Source organism: Psychrobacter sp. MES7-P7E (assembly GCF_002863645.1).
Taxonomy (GTDB): Bacteria; Pseudomonadota; Gammaproteobacteria; order Pseudomonadales; family Moraxellaceae; genus Psychrobacter.
The window spans coordinates 54,250-66,781 of sequence record NZ_PJBU01000115.1 but is presented as its reverse complement, the minus strand read 5'-3'; the positions used below and the strand labels follow the sequence as shown (position 1 = coordinate 66,781).

The window sequence follows — 12,532 nt, the reverse complement described above, 5'->3', positions numbered from 1 at the left end:
TTCAAATCCGTTATATTCAATCAACTATGCTCTAACAAGTTACATATAAGCAAGATATTAGAAGTCTAGTCTAATAAGGCTGATCAGGAACAAAACGATCAACTTCCGTTGCCATGCCAGTCATCACAAATTCCATATCAAACACTCTGGCTTCCGCTAGAGAGAACGACTCTGGATAATCGCCTGTAAGCAATCCCGCGATATAGGCGACGATCGACATATGACAAACAACGACCAAACACTCAGCTTCAATATTGGCAATATCTATCAGAGCTTGGCGCGCATCATCAGAGGGCGTGATATTGTCCTGCACAGATGAGGCGACTTGCGGCGCTCGCGACTGGAACGCAGATAATGTCTGCCGCGCTCTCGTATAAGGGCTGACCACAAAACGATCTGGGCTATAGTAAGTGGTCACATATTCTGCCGTTTGTGCTGCCTGCTGCTGACCAAAGTCTGTCAGCTGACGCGCGCTATCTGGACGTGTTTCGTCTTCTGCTTGACCATGACGTACTAATATAATTTTCATAACCTTCCTTGGAGCGCTAAGTTCGACTCTCTCAATACTGTCTTCTAGTAATATATCTTACTTATCAGCATCGCTGTCTTTGCTTTTGGTATTGCTACCAGAGGTTTTCATATGAGCGGTAAGCGCAGCATTGCTATGATCATGCGCCATGACAAACTCAACATCGCTACGGAATCCTGCTTCCATTAGATGCAATGCAACGCCTAGAGCAGCTTTGTCTTCATAAATGACCGCATAGAGCGCATGGGTAATTGGCATATAGATACCCGCCTTGGTCGCCTTTTCATGTACTTGCTGAATGGTATTTACCCCTTCAGCGGTTTGGCCAAGCTTTTTGACCGCGGCATCAATACTCATACCGCGTCCAAGCATATTACCGATACGATAGTTACGACTTAGCTCTGAGCTACAGGTAGCGTATAAGTCGCCTACCCCTGATAAGCCCAAGAAAGTGAGCGGATTGGCGCCTTCTTCAACACCAAAACGACTCATTTCTGCCAAAGCACGAGTAAGGATCATCGCTTTAGTATTCTCACCTACTTCATAAGCTGCTGCCATACCCATGGCAATTGCGTAGATGTTTTTTAGCGCGCCGCCAAGCTCGACGCCGCGTATATCATCACTAGCAAATACTCTAAAGAAGGCACTGTGTAATGCTGCTTGCACGGCATGACGCAACGGTTCCGACTCACTTGCGATAACCGTAGCAGACGGCATATTTTTCATGATTTCGATAGCAAGGTTCGGCCCTGACATGACGCCAAAGTTCACTTCTGGCAACACTTCTTTGATGATATCACTCATCATCGCAAAGGTGTCTTTTTCCATACCTTTGGTCAACGATACAATAGACTGACCGCTGATAAAAGGCGCGATATTTTTTAGCGTTTCGCGAAAGGCTAAACCTGGCACAGCGATAAAAATAATGTCTTTCTCTTTGACGCTTGCCGCCAAATCATGGCTGTATTTCAGTCGATCATCAAGCTTATAGCCTGGTAGATACTTTTTATTGGTCTGTGTTTTGGCCATCGCTTTTACGGTACGTTTGTTACGTACCCATAGCGTGGTATCACAGCCATTACGTGCGGCTAAATTTGCCATTGCCGTACCAAAGCTACCACCACCTAAAAACGTCAAGCGCAGCTTGGTAGGATTGCTATGAATGTCTGCCATATCCTTTGCCACAGCTGATCCAACAGGACTAGGGTTTGACTTTTTACGGCCAAGACCTGACTTGGTTGCTCGCTCAAGAATACCTGCAAGCATACCATTCTGCTTTTCAGACGACTCTTTGTCCGTCTCATTATTAGCACTGGTATTGTTTTTATTACTATTGTTAGGGCTTGTCATGTTCTTTTATCCGTGTTGACTGACGTATTATCAATAGAATCTATCGTGCTCAGCGACTGGCCTTATTATCTTTGAATTACAACTTTGTGCAATTATAATCTTATTAATAGACAGCACTGAGCTACATTACGACTCGAAGCGAACTAGCGGTTCGATATCGATAGGTTTGCGTTTGGACTCATCCTTGGGACTTGTGCCAGTATAAACAAAAGCGGTCACATAATCATCTGCACCCACTCCGAAATACGCTTTTACTGCAGGCTCATTACACAGCAGCCCAGTGCGCCAAACGGTACTAAACCCTTGAGCTTTTAATGCCAAGATTAGATTTTGTACAGCAGCACCTGCACTTAGCATTTGCTCAAAAGGTGGCACTTTTTTGTGTTCTTGCATTTGAGTCACAGCCGTTATGATCAACGGCGCTCGCAGCGGCATATTTTGAGTTTTAGTGACGGTTTTTTCAGACAACTCTTCGCCATCTTGTAGCGCTTTTGCTTGTACAGCTTCGAGCAAGGCACGGCCTAATTCATGGCGCGCCTCACCTTGCGTAACTATGAAGCGCCAAGGACGCAATTTTTTATGATCTGGCGCAGTTGCCGCACACTCAATGGCAGATTCAATCTGCGCACGCGTCGGTGCTGGCTCATTTAGATTGCCCATACTGCGTCTTGAATTTATCCAGCCTATCAGCTCTTCACTGGTAGATGAGATATCATTCGCTGCTACATTCTTAATAGACAGTTTGTTGTCTTCAGTTTCTTGGCTTTCATTATCAGCATTGTCAGATGTAGTCATTGTTTTATCCTTATTTATTATTATCTATCACTACTTATTATTTATAATATCATTTTCTTATTTTTTAACAGCTATAGAGAAGTTGAGAGCTACACATATGCAGTCTCAATTCAGCGATAAACTACGCAACATCTTCGACTCGATGATCCATGCGTAGATAGTCTTCTGACTGCATCTCAAGCAGACGTGAGCGAGTACGTTCAATCTCAAACGCCAACTTTTCTCCTTGGTACAAGTCTAGAATCGGCTGCTCTGCCCGTACCAATAATTTCACACGGCGATCATAAAATTCATCGACGAGATAAATAAAGCGGCGCGTTGGATCACGCAAGTCGTCATCTAGCGCTGGTACAGAGTCAACTAAAACGGTGCTAAAGCGTTTGGCAAGCTCAATAAAATCGGCGGCTGATCGCGGTGCCATACAGAGATGACGGAAGTCACAGAATAAGATATCTTCGGTACAAGCGTTGATTTTTACTTCTCGTCCATTGATAGTAATGGGCTCTTTACTAATTTTCTGATTATTTGACAAGCTCGCAAAACGGTTGGCTAACCAATGGTAGTTCGCCTTAGTAAGCGGCGCTTCGTATAGCTCGGCTTGTTGCAATACGCGCAGACGATAATCAATTCCAGAGTCGATATTCATTACCGTGGTATGACTCTCAACTTCCGCAATGGCAGGCATAAAACGGTCACGATGTAAGCCATCTTTATACAGTCCAGCTGGCTCAATGTTTGAGGTGGCAACTAAAGTAATACCGCGATTGAACAGCATAGTAAACAAATCGCCCAATATCATGGCATCAGAGACGTTAGAAACAAAAAACTCGTCAAAACAGATAATAACCGCTTCTTTATAAATAATATCGGCGACTTTTTCGAGTGGATCGCTCTCACCTTGTAGTTTGTTAAGCTCTCTATGGACACGCTGCATAAAATGATGGAAATGCAGACGCATCTTGCGCTCGATGGTCAACGAGTCATAAAACATGTCCATCATCCATGTTTTGCCGCGGCCGACACCGCCCCACATATAAAGACCCGTTGGCGCGACAGGCTTAGATTTTAAAAAGCCAAAGAAACCTTTCTTTTGCGGTGCGCTATTGATGAGCTGATGGTATATCTCATCAAGATAGCTCATGGCCTGAAATTGCTGCTCATCCCGAGTAAACTCATCTGTACTGACAGCTTTCTCGTAACGTTGCAATGGAGATAAACTCATAATACGACTCATCGTTGAATTAAATAAATATCAAAATAGTAGGATAATTTAGCATAACGCTGGTACTATCAAGCAAGCCATGCTAAACCATATCAAAACGGAAACCATCAAGCTGAGCTAGGTAGCAAATAAATTAGCTGTCCTGCCCAAAGCTATGCTTGTCTAATAAACCTTTGAGCTCTGATAAGCGACCATGGAAAAAGTGACCCGCGCCATCGACCACGCTGACTTCAATGCCTAATCGGTCTGCAAATGCCTGCATATTGTCAGGTTCAATCACTTCATCCGCATTACCATAAATCTCAAAAGTTCTATCCGCAGGCAAATTAATATCAGTACTGTCGTTTTTTTCGACTGATGGTGCGATAAGGGCAATTTTCGTCACTTCAAAGTCACCCAGCCCCCATATATGTGCGGCCTCAAGCACTTGTTCAGCCACGCGTGCTGTGACATAGCCACCAAAAGAAAAACCACCCAGCCATAGCTTTCGAGCATTGGTTTGTTCAGCAATCCATTGTAGCACGGTCATTGCATCGACCACTTCACCTTCCGCATAATCATGCTCGCCTGTCGATTGACCAACGCCGCGAAAGTTAAAGCGCACCACATGCATACCATTATCACGGGCAAAGCGATACATGGTGGTGACCACTTTGTTATTCATCGTACCATCAAACAACGGATTGGGATGGCACAGCAGCGCCACCGTGTCTGTATTTGGATCATTAGGATTATCATTTTGCCATAGTGCGTCAACCTCGAGCACACCAGCAGGAGCAGGAATCAATTGCATAGTATTACTTATTAATAAAAAATGAATGGCTCAATTATCCTAGATACAATTTATATTTCAAGTGATTTGCTGTGTACGAATGCGACTTGTTTTATTTTTGGTCAATAATGGTTATCTGCCGTTTTGAAATATTGCTGTTCTTAAGGTTTTAAACTGGTTTATATCTAAGGCAAGGTTCATCGGCAATATACCGGTAATACAGCACACAATAACTGTCTAGACAGGTAATATCTAGATAAGCTACATTCATAAAGCTTTGCCTATAGCTAAGACGTTCTGCTTATATAAATCAGGAATTATTTATGAATACTTTTAATAAAACTGCCAGTTTGACGGCAACGTTAGCGGCTGCACTTGCTTTGAGCGCCTGTCAAAGTACGCCTTCTTCACCAGTGATTCAGCGTGCCAACTCTATCTATGAGACAACAGGTATCGCTGATACCAAAGTCAAGGCACAGCAAAACGCAATTGATAGTGCTCAAAAAACCTGTCGAAGCAAGCAAGTAATTATCGTTGATGATAATGTAAAATATAATGGCATCTTAAACGAGCGTACTGGCCGTATGGTTGGTCAAGTAGGTGCTGTCGTCGGCTCGATATTTGGCACGGGTACACCAGATTTGTCACGTAGCGATGATTACGAATACACCATTAACTTCCGTTGCCAATAAATATCGTCAATACCATATAAATCAGATACAGTGTCAGGCTCACTCAGTCTATTATTTGTAGCACTTTCACTTGCCTTCCTTGTATCTGAATTATCTCGAACCGACTATATCTAGCTAAAAATATCTATCTACTTTTCTCTACACGACAATCTCTTTTAAACGCAAACAGGTTTACGATCTAACCGCTAACATTAAGTGACATACAATCTTTCTCTGATTAAACAGCCAACAAACTGCGATATAGATAATATATCAATCAAAGCTTGTTGGCTTCGCTTTTTGTACTCTCCTTTTTAAGTTAAACTATCCGCTACGTATTCAGCACATCCTCGTCAGTCTTTATATTTTCATTATCTTTGGTCTAATATTATGCGTAAACCCAATCTTTCAAATATTAAACAGGCCAAAGTATTAGCACCTGCCAAAGATTTGGCCACTCTAGAGGCGGAACTCGCTGAGCAAGAAGACCATTTAGAGGATACGGTCCTACGCCTAAGTGATTATTTATCAGCGGTTGAGATGGTCATTAAACAAACCTTTGATCATAGAGTGTGGGTCAAAGCAGAAATTCGTAATCTGTCGAGTAAAGGTGGTCATTACTACTTTGAACTGGCAGAAAAAGATGACGATGGCAAAGTGGTCGCTAGCTGCCGTGGCAATCTATGGCGTTTTAAAGCTGCGCGTGTATTAGCTAAGTTTGAACGCGCGACTGGTATGCCGCTTGAGCGTGATTTGACCGTACTCCTTAAAGTATCGGCAGGGTTCCATGCCCAGTACGGCTTTTCAATCACGATTGAAGATATCGACCCCAGTTATACACTAGGCGACTTGGCACGGCAATATGCAGAAATGGTTGACCGCCTAACAGGTGAAGGGCTATTACATCTTAATCAACAGCTACCTGCCCCTTTTGATATCGAGCATGTACTGGTCATCGCTCCTGAAAAGGCGGCTGGTTTAGGCGATTTTCAAGCAGATGCCAATCGCTTAGCCAGTACAGGTGCGTGTCAGTTCCACTACCATAGTGCGACTTTTCAGGGTAATCATGCGCCTGCTGAGATACGTCAAGCCATCGTTAATGCCCAGCAGCAGTTTTACGATACTTATCAGCGTTTACCAGATTTATTAGTGATTATTCGTGGCGGCGGTGCGGTTGGTGATTTGGCTTATCTCAATGATTATGAGTTGGCAGCTCTGGTTGCTGAGCAGCCCGTCCCTGTCTGGGTGGGCATCGGTCATGAGCGTGACAAAGTCATCTTGGATGAAGTGGCGCATACCAGCTTTGATACTCCCTCAAAAGTGATTGCCGCTATCCATAGCCATTTAGCCCAGCTCGTCACTCAGACGCTGCAATATCAAGCGCAAATCAAGCAAGCCGCTCAGCGTAAATTGAATATGGCTGAGCAACAAACCGCACGCCAATTGAGCCAAATACAGTCGCAAACGATTGGCCAACTAACCGCTCTACGAAAAGACAGTGATTACGCATGGCGTAGTATTCAACAAAGTGCCCAGCGCCAAGTAAAGCAAGCAATCAGACTGACAGCTGAGCGATATATACAAACGCAAACCTTGGCGCGTCAACAGCTCGCAAACGCCGCTACTAATAGCAAAAGTTATCAAGAGTCAATCATGCAAAACGTACAGCAGCAAATTGTGCAAGCACAGCGCGATAGCGAACATCTACGTGACATCGTGCTATTACATCGACCGTCTCGCGTGCTCAAGCAAGGCTATACCATGCTCACGGATGCTCAAAACAAGCAGACGCTCACTAGTAATACCCAACTGTATCCTGAGCAAACCGTCAATATTATTTTAAAAGATGGCAACGCAAAAGCGCAGATTATCGATATCACTATAGATAAGAAAGCGACAGAAACCTCAGGCGCTCCAACTTAACCACATAGTAATATCTAACGATTACTCATCAACTTATCTTTAAAAATTAGGAAACTTTATGACTACCCCTACTCGTCGACGCAAAAAAGCCGCCCCAAAAACCTTTAAGGCGGCTTACGATATCTTAAAAACCAATGCGGCTGAACTACAGCAACAGGATGAGCCTGATATTGATAATCTAATGACAACGGTCGAAGAGTCTATTGCCGCTTATCGCGTTTGCGAGACTCGTATCAATGCTGTACAGCAAGCATTAGACGCCGCCTTTGCCGAAGAAAAATCTACCAGCAGTGTTGATAGTTAAACGAAAAACAGCCACTAGATAGCAGCTGTTTGGACAAACCAAGCGCATCAATCTCATTTGGCACATTTGGCAACGCAACCGTTTGATATTCTGTTTACTCAGGTTCATCAACCTCAAAGACTTGGCGCAGATAGGCAAGATACGTGTCGTTATTGATCATGGTCTTGCCTGGGCTATCAGACAGCTTAGCGACTGGCTGACCATTGCACTCTACCAATTTAAGCACGATATTAATCGGCGTAATGCCCATATCATTGGTCAAATTGGTGCCGATACCAAAGCTAGTTCTAATGCGACCTTTAAAGTATTGATGCAACTCCCATGCCTTCTCTAAATCTAACCCATCGCTAAAGGTTAGAATCTTGGTTTTTGGATCTATTTTTAGCTTCTCATAATGGGCAATCGCCTTATCGCCCCAAATATAAGGGTCGCCGCTATCATGACGCAGACCGTCGAATAGTTTAGCAAAATACAAATCGAAATCACGTAAGAACGCATCCATACCGACTACGTCTGTCAATGCAATACCCAAGTCGCCACGGTACTCATGCACCCACGCTTCAAGTGCTGCCTTTTGTGAATCTCGCAGACGCACATCTAATGCCTGAAACGCCTGCATAAACTCGTGCGCCATGGTGCCTATTGGCGTCATTCCTAATTGCTTGGCCAAATATACGTTTGATGTACCACCAACTATCTTTGGCTCGGCTTTATGTAACGTTTCCACTACGTGTGCTTGCCAGCGTCGACTAAAGCGTCTACGCGTGCCAAAATCAGCGACTATAAATGGCGGCATATCCTGACCGTACTGGTTTTGCTTTTCGGCATACTGATGTAATAGCGCTACTTTTGCATCGAGGCGACGTTGTCCTTCTTCAATCACGCTGTCATTAGATAGCGCATTAAAATACAGCTCATTAACAATAGCCAGTACAAATACTTCGAAAAACATCGCTTGAATCATCGGCCCTTCGATATCGATAAACAGGCGACCTTTATCGTCTGTACTTACCGTAATGAAGCGGCGTTTTAGCTTAAACAGCTCTAGGTAGTCAACGAAATCTGAGCGAATAAAGCGTAAGCTACGTAAGTACTCTAGCTCATCTGGCAAAAAGCGCAATTCGCATAAGCTGTCTAGTTGCTGCTCTAGATCTTTTTGGATATCAGCCAACGGATAGGCTGCATCTTTGTTATTACGGCAGCGAAAGCGATAAACACCATGGGTTTGCGGGAACTGATGCAGCATGGCTTGTAACATCGTAAATTTGTACAAATCATTATCAAGCAATGAAGTAATAATAGGTGCATAAGAAACGGTCATGCTATGGCCTTAAAAGTGCAAAATAAGAAACAAACGTCATTTGATAGACAAAGCGACATCATATGTGGACGATAAACAATACACGCTCATTCATTATGAGCCATCGATAAGCCGTTCAGTATAACGAAGTTTGGTATTTATTTCAGAGTTCACTTTTGATTGCTGAAAAATGACAGTGAATCCCAATAAAACGATTGCGATTACTTAAACCATTTATAAGAACATTGTATAAGTTTATCCAGAAAATCTATCCATAAATGGTTATCACGGCTTACGCTTTTGCACTCATAAACTGCTCGACGTAGTCATCAGCAGGATTATGCCGCAACTCGCTTGGTGTGCCCGTTTGTATGAGTCGACCACCATTTAACATACTGATGCGCTGACCTACTTTGACAGCTTCATCAATATCATGAGTAATAAATACAATGGTTTTGTTCAATCGATCTTGCAATTCGAGTAGTTGGTCTTGCAGCTGAGCGCGAATGAGCGGATCAAGCGCAGAGAACGCTTCGTCCATTAGTAAAATTGGGTTATCCGTTGCCAAAGCACGAGCCAGACCAACGCGCTGCTGCATACCACCTGAGAGTTCATCAGGGTAGCTGTTCTCCAAATTTGATAGACCGACTTCATTAAGCCAATGTCGAGCCGTTTCATGTCGCTCGTTTGCGCTCATCTTTCGGACACGCAGACCATAAGCAACATTTTGTATGACCGTCATGTGCGGCACTAAGCCGAAATGCTGAAAAACCATACTGACTGTCTGCTGACGATAATGCTGCAACTGCTTATCGTTGAGCGCTAAAATATTAATAGCCGTAGCAGAGCTTTCTTCTACTACCGTACTTACATTATCTGTCGCTGATTGCCTATCAGCTGTTGTGTGAGTCGCATGTTCTCTATTCAGAGCAGTATCTACCCATATCTCGCCACTGGTTGGATCTATCAAACGATTAATATGGCGTATTAGCGTTGATTTTCCTGAGCCTGACAGACCCATGATGCAATGCAACTCGCCTGCCTTGATATCTAGATTGATATCATACAGACCAACTGAATAGCCCGTTTGCTCTTTTACTTTGATGCTATCCATACCCTCAGCCAGCAATGCCAATGCAGACTGTGCTTGCGTGCTACTGGCATTATAAATCTTACTGATATTTTTTAGTTGAATATGATTCATCGGTGCTCTCACTATTCACGTGGTTTTTATTATCAGGGCTTCGGTCGATTACCATGGTTTCAGTCATATGCCACCATTACACAACCTTCTACCCAATCGGACGTCTGCCTGCTTCGATGTTTTTTTGACGGGTACGCTTACCTTGACCAAATGCTTGCGTAATACGGTCAATGATAATAGCAACAATAACGATGGCCGTACCTGCTTGTAGACCCTGACCGATATTGAGCGTTTGGATAGACTGCAATACATCTTCACCCAGCCCAGGAGCACCAATCATTGAGGCCAATACCACCATGGCAAGTGACATCATGACGGCCTGATTGATACCTGCCATAATACTGGGCAATGCTTGTGGCAATTTAATCCAGAGAAGTAGCTGTAAATGCTTACTACCAAAAGAGCGGCCTGCCTCAACCATTTCATGATTGACTTGTGTAATCCCTAATGTCGTCAGACGAATCAAGGGTGGCAGTGCATAAATCACAGTCGCAAATAACGCAGGCACTTTACCAATACCAAACAACATCAGTACTGGTATGAGATATACAAAACTCGGCATGGTCTGCATGATATCTAGCACTGGCGTCACTATCTTGCGTAGCAGTTTGCTACCTGACATAGCAATACCAATAGGAATACCAATCACCACCGTGACCAGTACCGATACGATAAGCAGCGCTAAAGTATCGATCAGTGCGCCCCATAAACCAAAAGCACCTATCAAAAATAGCCCTGCACCACATGCCAGCGCGAACCAAATCTTGCGGACACCAAGCCAGCCAAGCACAGTCACAAATGCAATAATCAGCCAAGGCGGAATAACCGTTAATAATCGTTCAATGGGTAATAGCAGATAAGTAAGCGCCATCGTGCTAATAGTACGAAATACGTCACCATAGTTTTGGACCACATTTGCTAAAGCGTTATTGAGCGGGGTCTCAAGTGACCATGAAGGAAAGCTTGATGCGAGCGCTGACTGATTGATACTAGATGCAGTTGCTTCTGTAGAGATAGCACCCGTTGAGCTAAGGCCTAACTTGGTAGCGAGATTGGTAGCAGCCTCATCGGATAACCATGCTTGCCAAACCTCTGGGTTGTCACGCAAAAAAACCATGGCCTGCTCATCGCCAGTGCGTTTACTTTCGCTCATCTCCAAGATAGCACCGTTTAGCTCATCAGAGGTAAATTGCACCTTTTCAAAGACAGCTGCTAGTTCAGGATTAGATTCTATAAATGGAGTAGAAACGGCAATACCTAACGGCGATACTGGGAATCCTGACACACAATCCATCTTACCATCAGCGAGCAGCAGATTTTGCCAACAAGCATCCTCATAAGCTGGGAACTCTAATGGCGCAAGGTCATATTTTGCCATTAGCCCAGTGGGTTGCCAGTAGTAAAACAACAGTGGCTTATGCTGCTCGAAAGCGGAGGCAATTTCGGCATCGAGAGCAGCACCCGTGCCAGGGTGTGCGTTGTTAAAGAGGCTGTCTAGACCGGTGGTTTTTAGCAAACGTGTGTTGAAAATCTCACACGTCCAACCAGAGGGACAGTTCATAAAGCGTGATCTACCAGGATCTTCAGGGTCTTTAAATAGCTCAGTATATTTAGGCAAATCTTGATAGCTGCGAAGTCCTGGGTTTTCTTCCAATACATATCTTGGGACATACCAGCCTTGAGTTGCACCACCTTTTAGCGTATCACCGATGATGGCCACTTTATTTTGCTCAATGGCTTTTTCCATGATTGGCGAACGGCCAACCCACTGCTCCCCGATGACCTGAATGTCATTCTGTGATAGCGCTGTATCAAGTGCAGGCCCTGCTCCTGGCACTTCTTCTACCGTACAACCGTATCCATCTTCTACGATATGTCTGAGTACGCCGGAGGTGAACTGCCCACTCTCCCAGGTTAGTGCCCCAAATTTAATCGTTGAATTGCAGGCAGCAGACGCCGATAAAGGCAGTAGTAACGCGCTCATCCACAGTAAGCTTAATGCAATCCATTGGCGCATACTCTTTCCTATTATTATGTTGTATAGGCATGAAATCACTATTAGAACAATAGAACTAAAAATCAGCTGAAAGGTCTATATCATGTTTACCAAGGCTAGCCATAGACCATTCAGCTACTATCTACTGTTGTTTAGACTTACTACAAAGTGTAGCGATTTATAGAAGTGATGACAAACGCTTATTTGTCGATTAACGCAGTATATAAATTTACGATAATTTTGATAAAGCTCTTATGAAAAGTCGCTCTTAATTTTAGAAATCTATATTTGAGAAGTCATATTTTAGACAAAAAAATAGCACCTATCTAGATAGATGCTATTGGTCATGATATCGATTAAAAAGGTCACTATTAATTTCTATAGCTACTATAAAACGTCTACTTCAAAAACAGTTACTCTAAAGACAATTATTTTAAGAACGGTCATTTTAAAAGCGGTTATCTTA

11 protein-coding genes are annotated in these 12,532 nt (G+C 43.6%); 3 read left to right on the top strand and 8 right to left on the bottom strand.

Going from position 1 to position 12,532, the window contains the following annotated elements; genetic code table 11:
- Window positions 1-70: 70 nt before the first annotated feature.
- From CXF62_RS13470 to CXF62_RS13450, 5 genes are all read right to left on the bottom strand, one after another.
- Window positions 71-529 carry a SixA phosphatase family protein gene (locus CXF62_RS13470; RefSeq protein WP_102094778.1) on the bottom strand — a complete coding sequence of 153 codons (459 nt, stop codon included), beginning with the start codon at window positions 527-529 and terminating at the stop codon, window positions 71-73.
- Between the two features lie 57 nt (window positions 530-586).
- Window positions 587-1,879 carry an NAD(P)H-dependent glycerol-3-phosphate dehydrogenase gene (locus CXF62_RS13465; protein WP_102094777.1) on the bottom strand — a complete coding sequence of 431 codons (1,293 nt, stop codon included), beginning with the start codon at window positions 1,877-1,879 and terminating at the stop codon, window positions 587-589.
- A 126-nt stretch (window positions 1,880-2,005) separates the two neighbouring features.
- Entirely contained in the window at window positions 2,006-2,674 is a 669-nt protein-coding gene (locus tag CXF62_RS13460) for a nitroreductase family protein (protein ID WP_102094776.1), read from the bottom strand.
- Between the two features lie 121 nt (window positions 2,675-2,795).
- Window positions 2,796-3,896, bottom strand: coding sequence for a cell division protein ZapE (gene zapE, locus CXF62_RS13455; RefSeq protein ID WP_102094775.1), 1,101 nt, complete (start codon window positions 3,894-3,896; stop codon window positions 2,796-2,798).
- Between the two features lie 133 nt (window positions 3,897-4,029).
- Window positions 4,030-4,689, bottom strand: coding sequence for an alpha/beta hydrolase (locus CXF62_RS13450; protein WP_102094774.1), 660 nt, complete (start codon window positions 4,687-4,689; stop codon window positions 4,030-4,032).
- A gap of 302 nt (window positions 4,690-4,991) precedes the next feature.
- On the opposite strand from CXF62_RS13450, the gene CXF62_RS13445 reads away from it, so the two are divergent.
- The 3 genes from CXF62_RS13445 to xseB all read left to right on the top strand — a co-directional run bounded on the left by CXF62_RS13445 (window position 4,992) and on the right by xseB (window position 7,566).
- The gene (locus tag CXF62_RS13445) at window positions 4,992-5,360 is read left to right on the top strand and encodes a hypothetical protein (RefSeq protein ID WP_102094773.1); all 369 of its coding nucleotides are present in this window, start codon (window positions 4,992-4,994) and stop codon (window positions 5,358-5,360) included.
- 369 nt (window positions 5,361-5,729) lie between these two features.
- On the top strand, window positions 5,730-7,262 hold the full coding sequence (gene xseA / locus CXF62_RS13440; protein ID WP_102094772.1) for an exodeoxyribonuclease VII large subunit: 1,533 nt from the start codon (window positions 5,730-5,732) through the stop codon (window positions 7,260-7,262).
- Window positions 7,263-7,320: 58 nt separating this feature from the next.
- Window positions 7,321-7,566 (top strand): exodeoxyribonuclease VII small subunit, encoded by a 246-nt coding sequence (gene xseB / locus CXF62_RS13435; RefSeq protein ID WP_101205385.1) that lies wholly within the window; start codon window positions 7,321-7,323, stop codon window positions 7,564-7,566.
- A gap of 94 nt (window positions 7,567-7,660) precedes the next feature.
- Here the strand turns inward: xseB and pncB are convergent, their stop codons facing one another.
- The 3 genes from pncB to CXF62_RS13420 form a co-directional block, all read right to left on the bottom strand.
- Window positions 7,661-8,887, bottom strand: a complete 1,227-nt coding sequence (gene pncB / locus CXF62_RS13430) for a nicotinate phosphoribosyltransferase (protein WP_102094771.1) — start codon at window positions 8,885-8,887, stop codon at window positions 7,661-7,663.
- A 271-nt stretch (window positions 8,888-9,158) separates the two neighbouring features.
- Window positions 9,159-10,070: an ATP-binding cassette domain-containing protein gene (locus CXF62_RS13425; protein ID WP_102094770.1), complete on the bottom strand. Its 912-nt coding sequence runs from the start codon at window positions 10,068-10,070 to the stop codon at window positions 9,159-9,161.
- Window positions 10,071-10,158: 88 nt separating this feature from the next.
- A complete protein-coding gene (locus CXF62_RS13420) occupies window positions 10,159-12,087 on the bottom strand; it encodes a glycine betaine ABC transporter substrate-binding protein (protein ID WP_102094769.1) in 1,929 nt (642 codons plus the stop codon).
- Window positions 12,088-12,532: the final 445 nt, after the last annotated feature.

Excerpts from the sequence above, each read along its gene's own strand:
- zapE (WP_102094775.1), bottom strand. The coding sequence starts at position 3,896 with ATGAGTTTATCTCCATTGCAACGTTACGAGAAAGCTGTCAGTACAGAT.
- CXF62_RS13465 (WP_102094777.1), bottom strand. The coding sequence starts at position 1,879 with ATGACAAGCCCTAACAATAGTAATAAAAACAATACCAGTGCTAATAAT.
- CXF62_RS13470 (WP_102094778.1), bottom strand. The coding sequence starts at position 529 with ATGAAAATTATATTAGTACGTCATGGTCAAGCAGAAGACGAAACACGT.
- pncB (WP_102094771.1), bottom strand. The coding sequence starts at position 8,887 with ATGACCGTTTCTTATGCACCTATTATTACTTCATTGCTTGATAATGAT.
- xseA (WP_102094772.1), top strand. The coding sequence starts at position 5,730 with ATGCGTAAACCCAATCTTTCAAATATTAAACAGGCCAAAGTATTAGCA.
- CXF62_RS13425 (WP_102094770.1), bottom strand. The coding sequence starts at position 10,070 with ATGAATCATATTCAACTAAAAAATATCAGTAAGATTTATAATGCCAGT.
- CXF62_RS13450 (WP_102094774.1), bottom strand. The coding sequence starts at position 4,689 with ATGCAATTGATTCCTGCTCCTGCTGGTGTGCTCGAGGTTGACGCACTA.
- xseB (WP_101205385.1), top strand. The coding sequence starts at position 7,321 with ATGACTACCCCTACTCGTCGACGCAAAAAAGCCGCCCCAAAAACCTTT.
- CXF62_RS13445 (WP_102094773.1), top strand. The coding sequence starts at position 4,992 with ATGAATACTTTTAATAAAACTGCCAGTTTGACGGCAACGTTAGCGGCT.
- CXF62_RS13420 (WP_102094769.1), bottom strand. The coding sequence starts at position 12,087 with ATGCGCCAATGGATTGCATTAAGCTTACTGTGGATGAGCGCGTTACTA.
- CXF62_RS13460 (WP_102094776.1), bottom strand. The coding sequence starts at position 2,674 with ATGACTACATCTGACAATGCTGATAATGAAAGCCAAGAAACTGAAGAC.